The sequence below is a fragment of the Petrotoga mexicana DSM 14811 genome (assembly GCF_002895565.1).
Classification (GTDB): Bacteria; Thermotogota; Thermotogae; order Petrotogales; family Petrotogaceae; genus Petrotoga; species Petrotoga mexicana.
The window spans coordinates 14,851-32,789 of sequence record NZ_AZRN01000005.1 but is presented as its reverse complement, the minus strand read 5'-3'; the positions used below and the strand labels follow the sequence as shown (position 1 = coordinate 32,789).

At 34.2% G+C, this 17,939-nt stretch carries 19 protein-coding genes; 12 read left to right on the top strand and 7 right to left on the bottom strand.

Annotated elements, in window-relative coordinates:
* Window positions 1-12: 12 nt before the first annotated feature.
* Window positions 13-1,161: an RNA-guided endonuclease TnpB family protein gene (locus X927_RS01585; RefSeq protein WP_012208584.1), complete on the bottom strand. Its 1,149-nt coding sequence runs from the start codon at window positions 1,159-1,161 to the stop codon at window positions 13-15.
* Between the two features lie 396 nt (window positions 1,162-1,557).
* On the opposite strand from X927_RS01585, the gene X927_RS10300 reads away from it, so the two are divergent.
* The 11 genes from X927_RS10300 (at window position 1,558) to atpC (ending at window position 9,255) form a co-directional block, all read left to right on the top strand.
* Window positions 1,558-1,929 (top strand): protease complex subunit PrcB family protein, encoded by a 372-nt coding sequence (locus X927_RS10300; RefSeq protein WP_103076371.1) that lies wholly within the window; start codon window positions 1,558-1,560, stop codon window positions 1,927-1,929.
* A 284-nt stretch (window positions 1,930-2,213) separates the two neighbouring features.
* Entirely contained in the window at window positions 2,214-2,492 is a 279-nt protein-coding gene (locus X927_RS01575) for an AtpZ/AtpI family protein (RefSeq protein ID WP_103076370.1), read from the top strand.
* Window positions 2,464-2,766: a hypothetical protein gene (locus X927_RS01570; protein ID WP_103076369.1), complete on the top strand. Its 303-nt coding sequence runs from the start codon at window positions 2,464-2,466 to the stop codon at window positions 2,764-2,766. The genes X927_RS01575 and X927_RS01570 overlap by 29 nt, the downstream gene beginning before the upstream one ends.
* A gap of 30 nt (window positions 2,767-2,796) precedes the next feature.
* Window positions 2,797-3,615 (top strand): F0F1 ATP synthase subunit A, encoded by an 819-nt coding sequence (atpB, locus tag X927_RS01565; RefSeq protein ID WP_103076368.1) that lies wholly within the window; start codon window positions 2,797-2,799, stop codon window positions 3,613-3,615.
* A 49-nt stretch (window positions 3,616-3,664) separates the two neighbouring features.
* Complete coding sequence (locus X927_RS01560; protein ID WP_211286452.1) at window positions 3,665-3,955, top strand: F0F1 ATP synthase subunit C; 291 nt, start codon at window positions 3,665-3,667, stop codon at window positions 3,953-3,955.
* Window positions 3,956-4,005: 50 nt separating this feature from the next.
* Window positions 4,006-4,497: a F0F1 ATP synthase subunit B gene (atpF, locus tag X927_RS01555; RefSeq protein WP_103076367.1), complete on the top strand. Its 492-nt coding sequence runs from the start codon at window positions 4,006-4,008 to the stop codon at window positions 4,495-4,497.
* The gene (atpH, locus tag X927_RS01550; protein WP_103076366.1) at window positions 4,497-5,069 is read left to right on the top strand and encodes an ATP synthase F1 subunit delta; all 573 of its coding nucleotides are present in this window, start codon (window positions 4,497-4,499) and stop codon (window positions 5,067-5,069) included. Before atpF ends, atpH begins: the two co-directional genes overlap by 1 nt.
* A complete protein-coding gene (gene atpA, locus X927_RS01545) occupies window positions 5,059-6,573 on the top strand; it encodes a F0F1 ATP synthase subunit alpha (protein ID WP_103076365.1) in 1,515 nt (504 codons plus the stop codon). The genes atpH and atpA overlap by 11 nt, the downstream gene beginning before the upstream one ends.
* 15 nt (window positions 6,574-6,588) lie before the next feature.
* Window positions 6,589-7,416, top strand: a complete 828-nt coding sequence (gene atpG / locus X927_RS01540; RefSeq protein WP_103076364.1) for an ATP synthase F1 subunit gamma — start codon at window positions 6,589-6,591, stop codon at window positions 7,414-7,416.
* A gap of 11 nt (window positions 7,417-7,427) precedes the next feature.
* A complete protein-coding gene (gene atpD, locus X927_RS01535; protein WP_103076363.1) occupies window positions 7,428-8,831 on the top strand; it encodes a F0F1 ATP synthase subunit beta in 1,404 nt (467 codons plus the stop codon).
* Window positions 8,832-8,856: 25 nt separating this feature from the next.
* A complete protein-coding gene (gene atpC / locus X927_RS01530) occupies window positions 8,857-9,255 on the top strand; it encodes an ATP synthase F1 subunit epsilon (protein ID WP_103076362.1) in 399 nt (132 codons plus the stop codon).
* A 13-nt stretch (window positions 9,256-9,268) separates the two neighbouring features.
* Here atpC and X927_RS01525 read toward each other — a convergent pair whose 3' ends face one another.
* The 3 genes from X927_RS01525 to X927_RS01515 are packed head-to-tail and all read right to left on the bottom strand — an operon-like array spanning window position 9,269 to window position 11,956.
* Window positions 9,269-9,976 carry a hypothetical protein gene (locus tag X927_RS01525; protein WP_103076361.1) on the bottom strand — a complete coding sequence of 236 codons (708 nt, stop codon included), beginning with the start codon at window positions 9,974-9,976 and terminating at the stop codon, window positions 9,269-9,271.
* A gap of 1 nt (window position 9,977) precedes the next feature.
* Window positions 9,978-10,541 carry a hypothetical protein gene (locus X927_RS01520; protein WP_103076360.1) on the bottom strand — a complete coding sequence of 188 codons (564 nt, stop codon included), beginning with the start codon at window positions 10,539-10,541 and terminating at the stop codon, window positions 9,978-9,980.
* Window positions 10,538-11,956, bottom strand: coding sequence for an aminopeptidase (locus X927_RS01515; protein WP_103076359.1), 1,419 nt, complete (start codon window positions 11,954-11,956; stop codon window positions 10,538-10,540). Before X927_RS01515 ends, X927_RS01520 begins: the two co-directional genes overlap by 4 nt.
* Window positions 11,957-12,367: 411 nt before the next feature.
* Between X927_RS01515 and glpX the strand changes: the two genes are divergently transcribed.
* Complete coding sequence (gene glpX / locus X927_RS01510; protein WP_103076358.1) at window positions 12,368-13,396, top strand: class II fructose-bisphosphatase; 1,029 nt, start codon at window positions 12,368-12,370, stop codon at window positions 13,394-13,396.
* On the opposite strand, the gene X927_RS01505 is transcribed toward glpX, so the two are convergent.
* The 3 genes from X927_RS01505 to dnaE are packed head-to-tail and all read right to left on the bottom strand — an operon-like array spanning window position 13,393 to window position 17,929.
* On the bottom strand, window positions 13,393-14,448 hold the full coding sequence (locus tag X927_RS01505) for a lysylphosphatidylglycerol synthase transmembrane domain-containing protein (RefSeq protein WP_103076357.1): 1,056 nt from the start codon (window positions 14,446-14,448) through the stop codon (window positions 13,393-13,395). The two genes, glpX and X927_RS01505, sit on opposite strands and share 4 nt — an antisense overlap.
* On the bottom strand, window positions 14,435-15,496 hold the full coding sequence (locus X927_RS01500) for a glycosyltransferase family 4 protein (RefSeq protein ID WP_103076356.1): 1,062 nt from the start codon (window positions 15,494-15,496) through the stop codon (window positions 14,435-14,437). The genes X927_RS01505 and X927_RS01500 overlap by 14 nt, the downstream gene beginning before the upstream one ends.
* Before the next feature lie 24 nt (window positions 15,497-15,520).
* Complete coding sequence (dnaE, locus tag X927_RS01495) at window positions 15,521-17,929, bottom strand: DNA polymerase III subunit alpha (protein WP_103076355.1); 2,409 nt, start codon at window positions 17,927-17,929, stop codon at window positions 15,521-15,523.
* Between the last annotated feature and the right edge of the window lie 10 nt (window positions 17,930-17,939).

Genomic DNA, 17,939 nt, shown 5'->3' with positions numbered 1-17,939 from the left:
CTAACTGTTTCCTTATGTGCCATAAGGCTGTGTGGAAAATGCCTGTTTTAATCCAAACTGCCTAATATTAACGGCAGCATTTACATCTCTATCATGTTTAGTTCCACATTCAGGACATACCCATTCCCTATCAGAGAGTTTTAAACCTTCGTTCTTATACCCACATACACTACAAACCTTAGACGAAGGTTCGAACATTCCTATCTCGATTACCTTTTTACCTAATCTCTCTGCTTTGTATTTTAGAAATGTTTTGAATTGGTACCATCCTGAATCTGAAATACTTTTAGCTAAGTGATGATTCTTTAACATGCCTCTTATATTGAGAGTTTCCACAACGAAGACATCAGCTTGGTTCTCACTGATTTCTTTCGTTAGTTTATGTAGAAAATCCTCTCGGGTATTTTTTATTTTCTCATGTATTCTAGCAACTTCTAATTTTGCCTTGTCCCAATTCTTAGAACCTTGTTCTTTGCTTGAAAACTTTTTATATGCGTGTTTTAATTTCCTTTCGTACTTAGACAAAACTTTAGGAGCTGGATACTTTGTTCCATCGGATAATACAACAGAATCTTTCAATCCCATATCCATACCAATTGAGTTCTCGTAGTCTATATCTCTATCGGGGAAAGAACCTTCAACTTCGAATGTTATAGATACAAAGTACTTACCTGTTGTAGTTTTAATGAAAGTACAATTTTTTATCTTTGCATTTGGATCGATTTTTCTATGTACTCTTACTTTGATACCTTCTTTAAACTTTGGTACGAAAAGAGTACCATATTTATCATTACCCTCATTTTCATACAGTTGTATATGTTGTGGAACTCTAAACGATTGCCTACTTGATTTCTTTTTAAATTTAGGGTGCTTAGCTTGTTTCTTGAAGAAACGTTTATACCCAGTCTCTAAATCTTTTATGGACTGTTGCAAAGATTGAGAGTTGACATCGTTTAGCCATTGATACTTCTCAGTTTTTTTAAGAACCGTAAGTACTTTAGCCCACATATAATAGTTAGTTGATGTTTTGGTATTCTTGTATGCATTACTGGAGAATTCTAGAAAAAGATTGTATACAAATCGAGTATGTCCAAAATGCTGATTAAGTTTCTCTATTTGTTCGTTTGATGGATATATACGAAACTTGTATGTTTTTAACATATTCAATCACCTTAATTCGAAAACTCTATGATATAATACAATTGTACCATACATACATATAATTAACAACATTTTTTTGATTCAAGCTCGTAAGGATTAATATTTTGAAAAGGACAATGGTGGAATTCATCCATTAAGCTAAAGACTCAATGGTTTTCTTCCACGAATTTTATAAAATATCGTTTATGAGTTGATTTTTAAAAGAAAAAAGTATAAAACCAAGTAAAACGAATAATTCAAGCTTCATTAAAAATTACAATAAAAAAACAATGAAAATGTAAAACTTTCGTGTTGGATTGTAGGTGATATAATGATATTATTAAAGAAAAAAGCCTATTTTTCTCCTAAATTAGCTGTACTAGATTTTGTAAGTTTTAAGAAAATAAATATTAAAAGATTGAGGTCAGTTTTAAAGATAATATAGATAACGTCGAAATTGGGGAGAGGCAATATTATGAAAAAGTTTTATTATGTAGTGTTAATATTCCTTTTGTTGTTTGTATTAGTGCAGGTGAAAGAAAAACTGGAGGGTACGATCTTTCTTTGAATAATATCAGTATAAACAAAGATAACTTTCAAATTTTTATAGATTTGTTTTTAAAGGTACCAGCTAAAGGGGAGATGGTCACACAAGCGTTTACGTATCCTTCAATAGCGGTAGAAATTAACGAAGTTTTGGATGTAGGTGAGTGGGAAGTGATTGTAACCGTCGACCAGAAGAATGGCGAACCATTGTTGCTGAGAAAGAGTTTTACATTTTCTAATTAATATTTTTAAGCAAATATCTAGCTTTATATTTTCAAAAATTGGGAGACGCCCTAATTGGTCGTCTCCTATCAATAATTTTTCATTGTCTTTATAAAAGTCGTTATAGCGCCCTTCCCCCGCTCCCCACCCATAAGGAAAAAGGAGTTTGCTTTACCCCGCTCCCCACCCATAAGGAAAAAGGAGTTGAGTTTGCCCAGCACCCCCCAAAGGTATTTTAAAAATAATTGAAATTTTGGCAAATAAATAGTATAATTGTTTGTGGTTGTTTTTTTGGAGGTTTTATTTTGAAAAAGCACGATCTACGTTCACTGGGTTATTTGAACATGATCATTTATTTTGCTGTAATAGTTCTGTCAAATATATTTGTTGGTCTTTTGATAGGATATTTAATATACAGGTTTACCGACCAGCAGATATGGATGGTTTTGTTGATGTTTTTAGGGATAATTTCTGGATTATATTCGGGTATAAGGGAGCTTTTGAAAGAGGTAGAGAAACATGAAAGAGCTGAAAAAAAAGCTGAAAGAGATAGAAATGAAAACAATAGCGATAGTTCTGATTGAGACCTTAGTTCTTTCTTTATTCTTTTCTTTAGAAGCTCTTTGGGTTTTATGGGGAGGAATTGGTGCAGTTATAGGTTTTTATTCACTTGCAGAAGAGATTAAAAAAATGACGGTTGGTTCAAAGACAAGAAAGATCTTACCTGGTTTTTTTATGAGATACCTTTTGTATGGTGTGATATTGGGAATCGCTGCCTTTAATTCAGCATATGCCCTTTTGTTGGCTTTTTTAGGTTTAATAAATTTGAAAATAGTTCCATTTTTATCCTATAAATAAGTATGTTAAGTAGTTGGAGGAGGTGTTCTTTTGACGAACGATAGATTAAAGAAATTTACCATCTTTCTTTTTGTAGCTTATGTAGTTTTGGGATTAATTAACTTTTTTGTTTTCGATATGAGTTTAGAGGGTGTTGGAGATAGATGGATTGTTTATTTTGGTGATGGCGGGTTCTTTGGTCAATTGAACCCAATGACGTTGATAATGTCTTTTGCTGTTATGTTTCTGTTGATTTTAGTTGCCAGGAACATACATTTTGAGAGGATCCCTGGAAGGTTCCAGGCTGCTGTAGAAACTTTTTTTGATTATTTTTGGGAAATGGTGGAAGATTCCGTTCCAAATCCTAAGTATAGGAAACAAACTTTTGTAATAGCTATGAGTTTTTTCCTGTATATAGGTGTTTCAAATGTACTTGGTGGGATGCCTGGAATAAACGTTGTACCAGTTGAAAATGGATTGAATGTTCAGTTATTCACGGATACCTGGTACACACCTACCTCCGATTTAAATGTGAATCTAACGTATGCCTTGATGGTTTTAGTTGTCAGCCACTTTTTTGCGGCAAGGGCTAAAGGTGTACTCAAATGGCTTAAATCTTTTTTTGAACCAAATCCATTGTTGTTTCCTATCAACATAATCAGTGAATTGGCTAAACCAATCTCCCATTCTCTAAGGTTATTTGGTAACGTCATGGGTGGGGGAATATTAGTGTTGATTATTAGTTACATGTTGAAATATTTCGTTTTACCTGTGTTCTTATGGGGCTTTTTTGGTTGGTTTATTGGGCTCATTCAGGCCTTTGTTTTTTCTTTGTTAACTATTGCGTATATTGGTTCTTTATTGGAATAAAAGCAAAACTTATCAAATCAGAAAAAACTAGTTTAAGGAGGAGAAAAAGATGGATTTATCTACTATGCTTCAAAATTTAATTACTGAAGGTGGTTCCATTGGATGGGGCTTATATTATTTAGGAAAGTTATTGGGAGCAGGAGTTGCAATGGGAATAGGAGCTATAGGTCCTGGTGTTGGAGAAGGTAACGTTGGTGCACACGCAATGGATGCTATGGCAAGGCAACCAGAGATGAGCGGAAATTTAACAACGAGGATGTTATTGGCAATGGCGGTTACAGAGTCAACCGGTCTTTATTCTTTGGTTGTTGCCTTGATCTTGTTGTTTGTTCTTCCATGAGTGTTTATTTTGTTGAGTTTTATTAGTTTTTCCCCCAAAGAGGTGATTGTATGATATCTTTTAACTTAACTTCCATAGTCAATTTAGTAGGTTTTTTGGCTTTCATGTTTCTTATGTACAAGTTGTTGTACAAACCGTATTTTGATATCACAGATAAAAGAAAGAAAGAAGTAGAGAAGAATTTGAACGAGGCTGAAAAATTAAGATTAGAAGCCCAATCAAAGAAAGAAGAGTTGGATAAGCAACTAGCTGAAGTGGATGATAAAAGACGTGAAATTTTAACTGAAGCTGATGAACAAGCTAAATCTATAATCAAGGCTGCTCAACAAGAGGCTCAAGAGCAGAGGAAATTTATTTTAGAAAAGGCAGAAAAAGAGGCTGAAGAGATTAAAGAAAGTGCAGCAAGAGAACTGCAATCGAGAATAGTTTCTCTAGCTGTTACCATTTCCTCTATGATATTAAAGGAGCAGATCGATAAAAAGAAGAATGAAGAGTTGATAAGAAGGGCTATAAACAATCTGAAAGACAAAGGTGAATTATAATGAAAGCTTCTTATTTTTTGGCTTCAAAGTATGCCCAAGCCATTTTGGGTACTTTAGAAGAAAAGGGTGAAATTTCAAGATTAGATGAATACGTAGAAGCGTTTCAAAGGTTAAAAAAAGCTCTTGAAAGCAGTGAAACTCTTAGGGATATGGCTTATAGTCCGTTGATTCCTCCAAAATATATAGTTACAAAATTGAAAGATGTCTCAGAATTTGATGATACTATTTTTGTTCAATTTTTAGAAGTTTTAGTGGATAAAGGGCGTCAAAATTTAATTCCTTTTATGTCTCATATTTTGTATCAAGAGAGTTTAGAAAGAGAAAAAGTTGTGGAAGTGAGACTTGTACTTCCCAATAAAGTAACTAATACAATTATAAATCAGATTAAACAAGCTATTCATAATAAAACAGGAAGAAAAATAAAGTTAATAACACAATTCAACGAAGATCTTATAGGTGGATTACAGTTATACATAGGAGATAAGTTTTTTGATTACTCCGTAAAAGGATTTTTAGAGAACATTCAATCTGCCTATGCACCAGTTGGTGGAGGTGAAATATTTGAGAGTTAATCCAGATGAGTTGACAAAAGTAATAGAAGAGCGTATTAAAAGTTATGAAAGTGGAGAGATAAAAGAAATAGGTTGGGTAATGCAGGTAAGCGATGGAATCGTTAGGGCTTACGGTTTGAAGGATGTTATGACCAACGAATTGGTTGAAATAGAAACATCTGAAGGTGAAAAGATCTACGGTATAGCTATGAATTTAGAAGAAGATAATGTTGGTATAATTACCTTGGGAGATTACAAAGGAATAAAAGAAGGGGACAAATTAGTTAGAACCAACAGAATAATAGAAGTACCTGTTGGAGAAAATATGCTAGGTAGAGTGGTTAATCCTTTAGGTATGCCATTGGATGGAAAGGGTGAAATAAGCACTAATGATTTTTATCCTATCGAAAGAAAGGCGATGGGGGTTGTAACAAGAAAACCTGTTGATACGCCTCTTCAAACAGGATTGAAAGTCTTGGATGCCTTGATTCCTATAGGAAGAGGTCAAAGAGAACTTATAATCGGAGATAGACAAACTGGCAAAACCGCTATAGCTATCGATACGATAATAAATCAGAAAGGGAAAAATGTTTTTTGTATTTATGTTTCGATTGGGCAAAAGTCATCGGGTTTGGCAAGAACGATCGATAATTTAGAAAAGTACGGTGCAATGGACTACACTGTAGTGGTGGCAGCAGATGCTTCTGATCCTGCATCTTTACAGTATATAGCTCCATATGCTGGTGCGGCAATTGGAGAATATTTTATGTTTAACGGTAAAGATGCGTTGGTAATATACGACGATCTAACCAAACACGCCGCTGCTTACAGAGAAATATCGCTACTGCTTAGAAGGCCGCCTGGAAGGGAAGCTTATCCTGGAGATATTTTTTATTTGCATTCGAGATTGTTGGAAAGGGCGTCTAGGTTGAACGAAAATTATGGAAATGGTTCTTTGACAGCTTTGCCAATAATCGAGACGCAGGCGAACGATATTTCTGCATATATTCCAACCAACGTTATTTCAATAACGGATGGTCAGATCTATTTAGAAACAGGGTTGTTTAACGCGGGGATAAGACCTGCTGTTAACATAGGTTTATCTGTTTCAAGGGTCGGTGGAGATGCTCAGACCAAGGCGATGAAAAGAGTAGCTGGATCTTTAAAATTAGACTTAGCACAGTACAGAGAGTTAGAATCCTTCACTCAGTTTGCTGCGGATCTTGATGAGGCAACAAAGAAACAGCTAACAAAAGGTGAAAAACTCACTGAATTGATGAAACAACCACAGTATTCACCTATGGAGATAGAAGAACAAGTTGCCGTTATTTACGCTGCCAATGAAGGCTATTTGGATCAGATCCCTACCGATAGAATAGGTGATTTTGAAAGACAATTTTTGGCCTATCTTAAAGAAAATTATATTGATACTTTAAATAAGATAAGAGAGAGTAAGGACATAACGGATGAGATAAAGAAAGAACTGAATGAGGCAATCTCAAAATTTTTGAATGTGTTTAGATGATTGGGGTGATTTTAAATGAGTCGTGGTAATTTAAGAGCCATTAAAAGAAGGATCGCCTCTACAGAATCTACTATGCAAATAACAAGAGCCATGCAGATGGTTGCCACAGCCAGGCTCAACAAGATACAGAAGCGATGGAAAGGTGTAAAAGATTATTCTAACTACGCAGAAAGGATTCTGAAAAAAGTTCCCTTTGTTGAAGAAAGCTTATACACTCAAAATGGTGAAGGTTCTTTAATTTTTGTGATCACCCCAGACATGGGATTAGCGGGCTCTTTTCCATCTGATCTAGTTAAAGAAGCTTTAAGGGTGAAATCTAAGCTGGAAGATTTTAAAGGATACTTTGTTTTGGGTGCAAAGGGCTATTCAGGTTTAAAGAGTGAAACAGTCTTGGAAAAAGAGGTAAATTTATTCGACATTCCAAAGGTTGACCATGCGGAGTATTTGTTGGAAATTATTTTCCAAATTATGGAGAATAAAGGCATTAGCAAAGTGAAGGTTGTGTATGGAGAGTTAAAAAATGCCTTGATACAGTTACCTAAAACTTATGACCTGCTTCCAATGACAAAAGACAAATTTGAAATAGATGCCAGATACGAATACGAACCTGAGGAAGAGAAAGTATTCGAGGATGCTGCATATCAGTATCTTCTCTCTAAAATGTATCTATTTTTATTTGAAACCAAGTTGAGTGAGCTTCATGCCCGACAAAACGCAATGAAAAACGCCACGGATAACGCACATGATTTAATAGAAGAGTTGAACCTTGATTACAACAAGCAAAGACAAGCCTCTATTACCCAAGAGTTGATAGAGATTGTTAATGGGGCGAATATGCAATAGGAGGTAATTCGATGCAAGATCAAAAAGGTAAAATAATATCTGTTATTGGACCTGTCGTTGATGTGAAATTCCCTGAAGGCCAACTACCTAACGTTTACGATGCTTTAAAAGTAAAGAACGAATACTCAGGAGAAGAGTTGATTCTTGAAGTTGAGCAATTAATCGGAGACGATACAGCTAGATGTGTTGCGATGGATTCTACCGATGGTATAAGAAGAGGGCAAGAGGTTATCAACACACAAGAGTCCATAAAAGTTCCCGTCGGCGAGACGACATTGGGAAGGATGTTCAACCTTTTAGGTAAACCTATCGATGAAAAAGGAGAGGTTGAAGGGGAAGAGTATTGGCCAATTCACAGGGATCCTCCATCGTTAAATGAACAAGATACATCTGTTGAGATTTTAGAGACAGGTATTAAAAGTATAGATCTTTTGGCTCCGTTCCCGAGAGGTGGGAAAATAGGATTCTTTGGTGGAGCTGGGGTTGGTAAGACGGTTCTTGTTATGGAACTTATAAGGAATATTGCTAAAGAGCACCAAGGGATCTCTGTATTTGCAGGTGTAGGCGAAAGGACCAGGGAAGGTAACGATCTTTGGTTGGAAATGCAAGAGACAGGGGTCATTGATAGCACGGCGTTGGTGTTCGGTCAGATGAATGAACCCCCTGGAGCGAGGTTCAGGGTCCCTCTAACCGCGTTGACAATCTCAGAATATTTTAGGGATAAGCAAAAAAAAGATGTCTTACTTTTCATAGATAATATATTCAGGTTTGTTCAAGCAGGATCAGAGGTTTCGGCTTTACTGGGAAGAATGCCCTCTGCTGTAGGATACCAGCCAACGTTGGCATCGGATATGGGGCAGTTGCAAGAGAGAATAACCTCCACAAAAGATGGTTCTATTACCTCTGTTCAGGCTATTTATGTTCCTGCAGACGATTTCACGGATCCCGCACCTGCTACTACTTTTGCCCATTTGGATGCAAATATAAACCTTTCAAGGAAACAGTCAGAGTTGGGACTTTATCCTGCGGTTGATCCATTAGATTCCACATCGAAGATGTTGGATCCCAACGTAGTTGGACAAGAACATTACACCGTTGCAAGAGAAGTCAAAGAAGTTTTGCAAAGGTATGAAGATTTACAAGATATAATAGCGATTTTGGGTATAGAAGAATTGTCCGAGGAAGATAGACAGGTAGTGAATAGAGCCAGAAGAATCCAAAGGTTCTTAACTCAGCCTTTCTTTGTTGCAGAAAGGTTCACAAATTATTCTGGTAAGTATGTTAATGTAGAAGATACTATCAAAGGTTTTAAAGAAATACTTGAGGGGAAGCACGATGATTTACCTGAAAGCGCCTTTTATATGGTGGGTACGATAGAAGAAGCCGTAGAAAAAGCAAAAAAAATGAATGTATGAAGTGTTTGTAAGGCAGGTGGTATAAATATTTAAATTCAAAGTTGTTACCCCAGAAGGGGTAAAATATGAAGAAGATGTTCAGTATGTAGAATTTAAAACAAAAGAGGGATCTATGGGAACCTTAACTCAACGGTTGCCGATTGTGACATCTTTGAGGATTGCCCCGGTATCGATAAAAAAAGCAGATAACTCAGTTGATAGTTTTGCGATCCATGGAGGTATTTTGGAGATGACCGGTGAAGAAATGACTATTGTTACCACAGCTGCTGAAAGATCCGAAGATATAGATATTGAAGCTGCGAAGAAAGCTATGGAAAGTGCTCAAGAACAGATTAAAGCAACGGAAGATCAGTTTAAAAAAATCAAATTACAAACTAGAATTGAAAAGAATCTTTTAAGGGTCAATATGTCAAAAAGAAAATAAAAGGATTGTTAATCTATCTTTGAATGAGGTCTATTTTAGTTTTTATCCTTTGTAAATCGTTGTAATTTTTTTCTAAATAATTGTTTTTAATAGTCTTTAAATAGCCTAAGTTGAGCCAAATTCTTCCCCTTTCTTTCAATGAGGTTTTATCTTCCTCTAGAATAGAAGGGGAAAATATTTTTTGATCTGTTAGAACGTACGCAAGCAAATTATTAGCTAAGTCTTGATTGTTGCCAACCACAGAACTTTTACTGAATACTAGGTCGACTTCTTGAATCTTCAAAGTGGTTATAACAGCTGGATTTCTCATTTCTTCGGGAAGGATAAAAGAGATTTTATAAGAGTTTATTGAGAATAATCTATAAGGTAAACTTTTTTCCTGGTTTATGAAGATAACTTGATTGTTGAAAAGTTTGAGAATATCGTTTTTTAAAAATAGAATCAAATGAATTCCGTAAATATTGACAATTTCAGAAATTAAGTGTAATTTGCGATAGGGGATATTTTTGTTAGAGGAGAAGAAAAAGATATAAAAGCCTTGGTTAATACCATCAGCAAGCTGTTTTATTAAGTTTTTTGAAGATAATTTTTTTATTAGGTATATACCTAAACTGTTCTTGTTATAACTTTTTGGTTCTTCATTGATTGTTTTTAAAGACTCAAACAATTCTTTTTTGAGAAAGTTATAATGTAACTTTAAGAACAGATCGCGCGCCCTCATTCTATCTCAGCACCTTGACATCATAGGTGTGAATCGTTTCTTTCAAATCTGATAAATACTTCCCAAAAGAATATATATAATTTTTACTCTTTTTAAAATCAAGTGTGAAATAAATAGCGTTTTTGATCACGAATTCGTTTTTGTAATTGGGAACGATGTAGGATACCGTAGTTTCGTTTTTCGCTGTGTTGATAATTATCGCCGGGATTTTTACACTTCTCAAATTTGACTGTATATGTAAAAGTACTTTTCTTTCTAAACTTTCAGAAAAGTTCAATGATAGAACGATTAAATCCACTTGATACAAAAGATTCAAGAAATAAAATTCAAAATTTAGAGCATCGTTGGTAAACCCGAAAGATAATAAAATATCTTTTTCCGTTATGAACCTATTATCTTTGTTTAAATATGTTTTGTTCCTGTTTATATGACATTCTACATACTCTTTGTTATTGATAGCAATAACCTCAGATTGGTCGTTTAAAGACCAACCTGAGGTTGATAATATTAAATCAAAATCAAAAAATTCCATCGCATTTGCTGAGTTTCCTACAAAAATTCTCATTTTCCAAATTTTTCGTAAAAAGTTTTATACGCCAAATAAGTCTCGTATATATCCGCTTTTGATGCTACCTCATACGGAGAATGCATCCCCAAAAGCGGAACGCCAGCATCCAAAACGTCTAAACCTTTCTCGGAAAAGAAAAGGGCTATGGTTCCTCCTCCGCCTCTATCTACTTTTCCCAATTCTCCTATTTGCCAAGATACACCTTCTTTATTGAAAAGATTTCTAATTTTTCCTACTAATTCAGCATTTGCATCGTTTGTTCTTCCTTTGCCCCCTGAACCTGTGTATTTCATAAGAGTTATACCGTAACCCAATTTTGGAGCATTGGATAAATCGTGAGCTTCTTTGTAATTTGGATCAACAGCAGCTGATACATCAGCTGAAAGCAAAGTGGAATTGGTGAGGATTTCTTCTATATTTTGAAGTAGTTCTTCTTCTTTTGCTAAAGCGGCAATTTTCTTCAAAACGTAGATCCAGAAATGATTTTTGGCACCTGTATTTCCATCGCTACCTATTTCTTCTTTATCGACTAGTAAAACTGCCGGGTTCTTTACAGAAGTTTGTGCATCAATTAAAGCGGTTAATCCTGTGTAGGCACAGACCCTATCGTCGTGTCCGTAGGAAGCTAAAAGGCTTTTATCTAGGCCTACATCTCTGGCAGGAAGTGCAGGAACGATTTCCAATTCAGCACTGACTAAATCTTCTTCAACGATTCCATATTTATCGTTCAAGATTTTCAAGATATTTAACTTAACCGGATTTTTAATTTTATCGGTTTCATCGTAGGAGATTGCAGTAGTACCAACTAGCAAATTCATCTTTTCAGCTTCAAATGCTTCCGAAACCTTTTTATTAGCTAAATCTCTATCCAAATGAGGCAGTAAATCTGATATTACAAATACTGGATCGTTTTCGTCTTGTCCTATGGAAACTTCTATTTTACTACCGTCGTTTTTTATTACTACGCCATGTAATTCAAGCGGTATGTTGAACCAGTGATACTTCTTCACTCCACCATAATAATGAGTCTTTGCCATCGCAATATTCTCATCTTCCACTATTGGTTCGGGTTTTAAATCAAACCTTGGCGAATCTATGTGTGCACCTACTATGTTGATACCATCCTTTAAAGGATTGTTGTACTTCAAAGCAAATATTGCTTTGTCTCTGTTTACAAAGTAAACTTTATCCCCTTTCTCTATCTTTCCAGAGTTCACATAATAAGAAAGAGGTTTGAAACCGTTTTTTTCAAGGAGCTCCACTGAGTATGAAGCGGCCTTTCTTTCAGTTTTAGAAAAGTTGATAAAATCCTTGTACTGCGAAGAATACCTATCGATATCTTCCCTGTTTCTTTTGCTCCATACACTTTTCTTTTGAAAAGTTAAACTTTTTTCCAACTCTGTTAGGTCCATTAGATCACCTCCAATAAAATTTTACCATATTTTTTTAAAAATAAGCATAGTTAAATAATTTTTTATGAAGTCTTGGTTTATGTATACTCAAATAATCCGTTTATATATGATTAGGAAGAAATATTCGTCAATAGAGTTGATTACGATGTTTAAACTTTAATTTTCTTGAATTTTATTATTTGTTTAAACTGTATAAAAATATTATAATAGATATGCTTAAGGAAGATAAGGTTAAAATGCAAAGGGTCGCTAACACAAGCTTTTGGAAATAAACAGATTTTCAAAAAAGGGTGGGCTGCGGGGTAAAACACTGATTTCACTTCCTTATGGGGTGGGGAGCGGGGGAAGGGCGCTAACACAAGTTTTAAAGTTCTTAAAGACAATTAAAAATTTTTGTGAGGAGGGACTTTTATGGAAAAGAAGATTTATCCAGAGTTGACTATGGATTTTGTAAGGGTTACAGAAGCATCTGCTTTGATGAGTAGTTTATACTTGGGTTGTGGTAATCTGGAAATGATTAAGCATAGTTCCATCGATGCTATGAGAGGTATGTTTGACTACATAGACTTTAAAGGGAATATAGTAATGAGTAAATACGATAAAGAAAATTCAAATATGTTGTACGTTGGTGAAAAAGTGGGTAGTTGGCAAGATAACACTTCCGAAATGGATTTAGCTGTTGATGCTATAGACGGAGTGAAATTGGCTGCTTTTGGTCTGCCTAATGCCATAAGTTGCGTTGCTGCCACGGTGTCGGGAGGTATTAAATTACTGCCGACTTTTTATTCTTATAAGCTTGCTGTAGGTCGTGAATTAAAAGGTAAATTGGATTTGAGAAAACCTATGAAAGAGAATATAAAAATTGCAAGTGAGGTTTTGGGAATTGCACCTACGGAACTAACTTTTGTTATTTTGAATAGGCAAAGGCATGAAGAGATTATAGAAGAGATTAAAGAAGCTGGTTCAAGAATAAAATTGATAAGTGATGGGGATATCACAGCTGCCATAGCCACCGCCGTTCCCGATAGTGGGGTGGATATCTATGTTGGTATTGGAGGGACTCTTGAAGGGATACTCTCGGCTGCTGCTTTAAAAACGTTAGGTGGAGAAATTCAAATGAAATTATGGACAAGGGATAGAATTGAAGAACAATCGATCAAGGAAGAAGGTTGGGATCTTGAAAAAATCTTTTATACCGATGAAATAGTTGGTGGGGAAGATGTAATATTTTCTGCAACGGGTATAACCGATGGAGATCTTTTAAAAGGGGTTAAATTTGTAAAAGGTTTTGCTTACACTCATACACTTACGATGAGAAGTAAGAGTGCTACTATAAGAAAAATCGAGTCTATGCATAATTTGAAAAATAAAACTATAAGGCTAAAATCTTTGGGAGAGGATAAAAAATTAATCGATTTGAGAAACGAGTATATTAATTAAGTTGAAAATCCTTTTTCTTTTGTCCTTGTCATAAGTAAGATTACCCCTTCAAAAGCTATTTGTAAATAATAAGTTGCGAATCTCCACAACAGTATAGTTGTAGAAACGAATCTTCCAGGCATAAAACTGGCAAGGACAATACCATATAATGTCTCTACTCCACCTGTGGAACCAGGGGTAGGTATATAATAGATAACAAAATTCATTATTATAAAAAGTATGAATATTTCAAGAATGCTGTAGCTTCTTGATGTAATTGATGTCAGGGCAATGTACAAACCCAAAGAATGAAAAAAAACGATGAAGCCTCCCAGTATAAAGTCAAACGTAACTATATGTGCCTTTTCGACCCATAGTGTTTTAATACTTAACTTTAGCTCTTCTAACCAATTTTCTAACTTTTGTAATCTTTGTTCGAATTTCGATTTGTTTTTTAATGGAAATATCTTTAGTAAAAAATTAAACAACTTATATATCAATTTTGGGTTTAAAAATAGTAAAATTAACAAGGCTGAGAACCCTAAAGCGGCTATAATACCAATGATAAGTATATATTTTCCAGTCCCTATTCTGCCTAAAATACTCATTACTCTTCTTATGAAAATTAAGATAACGGCAGAAGAGAACAGTAAATTTTCTACAAGCCTAGACAACACTATATTTGTAGCCAAAGTGGATTCTATTCCTAATTTTGTAAGATGGTATATTTGATATGGTTGACCACCACTAGCCATTGGGGTGATATTTGACATAAAATAGTATGAAATGGTATTATAAATGGCATCCTTAAACTTTATTTTTTTGTGGAAACTTAATGTTACTATGTACAATCTTATTAAATCTATCAAATAAGCCATAGAGAAAACTACGAATACCTTCACAATAAAAAATAGATTGACAGTTTTAAGAGTATCGAAGGTTTCTTGGAAATCTGCAAAAAATGAGATCACAATGTTGATGACTAAACCAATAATTAAAACTACGATTAGATTAATGATTATTTTTTTTCTACTAAGTGTGCTTTCATTTTCCTTGCCTTTATCTTCGGACATTTTTTCCTCCTGTATGGATTTTTTGCTTTATACCTTCTTCATAGATATTTTTTAATTTTATAAAGGCCTTTTCATCACTATAATTTTCAAATAATTGGTAAGATTTTTTCTCGTATTCAGCATATAGCTTTTTGTTAATATTAAGTTTTTTGATAATCTCAACAAAATCTTCCACTGAATTACCAGATAAATAGTTAGGAGAAAATATTTGTTTGTAAACTGGTAAATCTCTAAGAACTAAAGGTAAACCACTTCCAGCTGCTTCAATTACAACCAAGCCAAAGGTTTCATGAAAGGAAGGAGAGAAGAAAATGTCGGATAAAGAATAATAATCGATCATTTTTTCTCTGTTTATGGTTCCGGTAAAATTAACATTATTAGGAGCCTTTTTTATCAATATGTTCATTTCTTCATAACCCTCGGTGAACTGTTTAAAAGGCATTCCACCGGTCCAAATGAACTTCATGTTCTGTAATCGTTTAGCGGTTTCCACAAAATCTGTTATACCTTTTCTGGGTTGTATTTGTCCGGCACCCAAAATTATGAAATCATCATCATTATACCCGTGTTTTTTTCTTAAATAAGATTTTTTGTTGTATTTTTCCTCCGGCTTTGTGAAAAATAATTCTTTTATGACAAAGTTTCTGAAGACCACAATTTTATTTGGATTTATCTGGAGATCCTTAATCAATTCATTTTTGGTCTCTTCACTAACGGCTAAAATGCAGTCAGAAGAGTTATAGAAATATTTTAAATATCTATTGAAAAAAGGTAACCATAGTTTATTGAATTTTATACTTCCTTTCAATGAATTAGGAACTATGTGAGCGGAAATCACACAAAAAGATTTTTTCTTATTCTTTAGCAACGATAAGAAGCTTTTTATGTTGAGAGTATGGATATGTAAAACATCATAATTCCCTAAAATTTTGTTCTCATATATCGTGTAATCACTATATTTTTTTAAAATGTATTTGTGATCTAAGGTAGCAGAATATACCCCTTGACCAGGGTATTTCTCAGCTATTGATAAAATATTGATTTTCATTTTTTCCCTTCTCAAAATCGGAATTTAAATGTGTTTTATAAGCCTTTTTAAGTTTTTGTTATAAACTCTTGAATAGATCATAGCAGAGTTATCTACTATAAAATCTCTGTAGACATAACCATCAAGGTATACCTTTTGTCTATTTAGATATTTATCTATCAACGTATTAGATAGCCCTTTTTGGGACATTAAACTCAATGGAAATCCTATACATTCTATTTCGTATTGCGCGTAGTCTTGTAAGGTTGTTTCAACCTTTTTAGTTGATTTTTGTTCTCTCTCTCCAAATAACGTACTTTTTATATCTTCTAACTGTTGAACTTTTCCTTTCATCCGTTGAGTGGTTTCTCTTAGTAGATTTTTACGGTTGTTGTTGAAATAATCTAATGCGCCGGATTTGATTATTAATTCCACAATATTTCTATTGATATTTTTGTTAATTATGAAATTAAAAAAATCTTCTAAGCTTGAGAATTTCGCTTCTTCAAATATATGAGAAATATTTTTACCTATTCCTTTAATTATATACAAAGGCAGTATTAGATCTGTTTTACTAGCCAAACCAAATGGATATCTAATGTCTGGTAACTTTATTTTTATTCCTAAAAGCGATGCTTCATTTATTATATCAATATCAATGCCTTTTATTTTAACATATTCTAAGAAGAAATGTGAAGGATCTTTGAATTTTTTTTCTGATAACCAGTATGTGATGTGAGCATAAGCTACCGCATGAGATTTATTAAAGGCATACTGAGCAAAGTTTTCTATCTGAGAAAACAACAAGGTTGCTTCTTTTTCGCCTATCTTTTTTGAGGCGTTGGTAATAAATTTGGTTTTGAAGGTTGTGATTTTGTCTTTTTCTTTTTTAGATACTGCCTTTCTCAACAAATCTGATTCTTGTGGAGAAAATCCTCCTAAGATTTGAGCAATTTTCATTATCTGTTCTTGGTAAACTAAGACGCCCTTTGTCTCGGGGAAGATTTTTTTCAAATATTCTGGTGAGTCTTCATTAACGTATTGATCTATCATCCCGGATTCAAGGGGTCCGGGTCTGTTGATGGCTAAGAGTAAGATTAGCTCTTCAAAATCTTTAGGTTTTATTCTTTGGGTTAATTTTTGCCCTAATGTTGAGTCCAATTGGAAGATACCTTTTGTCAATCCTTTGGATAGGTAATGGAAAGTTTTTGAATCGCTAAGTTCTCGGTATTTTTCTTCTATCTGTAATTTTTTTAAGAAGGTCAACGTGTCCAAAGCTAAAATGTCGAACTTTTCCACTCCTAAATATTTTAAATCAGACATTTCCCATTCTATTATGGGTATTTCCTTTTTTTCAATGGGAGAAAAGGTTCTAAGGTCATTTTGGGAAATTATCAAACCCGCTGCATGAACAGACTCTGCCACTTCTATTCCTTCAAGATAGTAAGCGACATAAAAAAAGGTTTTATCTTTTTTTGATAAAGATTTGAATTTATCGATGTTCTCTTTACTTCTTATTGGAGCGTTTATTTTAGCTTCTAAATTGTATCCAAGTAGTTCTTCTGTCTTTTTTAAAGCAGATTTGATTTTCATGGTGGAGTAGGTCCTGATTTGAGAGATCTTATATTCTCCCACTTCTTTTTGCAAAGCCTTTATTAGATCAACTCTTTTTTCCGCATCGATATCCAGGTCTATATCGGGTAATTCATGCCTGTATTCGTTTAGAAATCTTTCGAACAGGAGATCGTATTCAATAGGATTCACCTTAGTTATTCCCAATTTATAAACTAAGAAAGAACCTACAGCGGAGCCTCTTCCGGGTCCAACAGAGATGCCATTTTTTTTAGCGGTGTCAACGACTTTTTTTACCGTTAAAATATAATTTTTTACCCCTAGCTTTTTTATTATTTCCAACTCGTAGGATAATCGTCTTTTTTCTTCTAAGGTTAGGTCTTTTTGTGAAATAATATCCGTTAAATTATAGTCAGCGACTTTGTATTCATCAAATCTATAGTTTCCTATATTGTAATAAGTTTCTATATTTGAGAAAATAGATAGTTCATTTTGATATTTTAAACCGTCTTTGATACAAAGAGATTCTTCATCTTTAAATATATCTTTTAAAACGGCAGTTGGATACTTCACGTAGGGAAGATCCATTTCGATTTTTTTCAATCTTAGGTTGTTTCCTAATCCGTTGTAATGCATTATAGCTGATCTAATATCATTGTTTGTTTGCAATAAGTACTTGCCGTCTACCGTTTCATATAGGATTATTGGCTTAATTCTGTACTTTTGGGCATGAGCGATAAAACTCACCCATGATCTTGGGTGCGGTTCTGATAGGACTATGCAATTGAACCCATACCTTTTTGCTATGGGAAAAAGGTCCCTTAGCTGAAGATAGGATTTACCAATACTTTTTGAAGTTACCACGGGTCCTAAGATCTTCACTAGCAGGTCC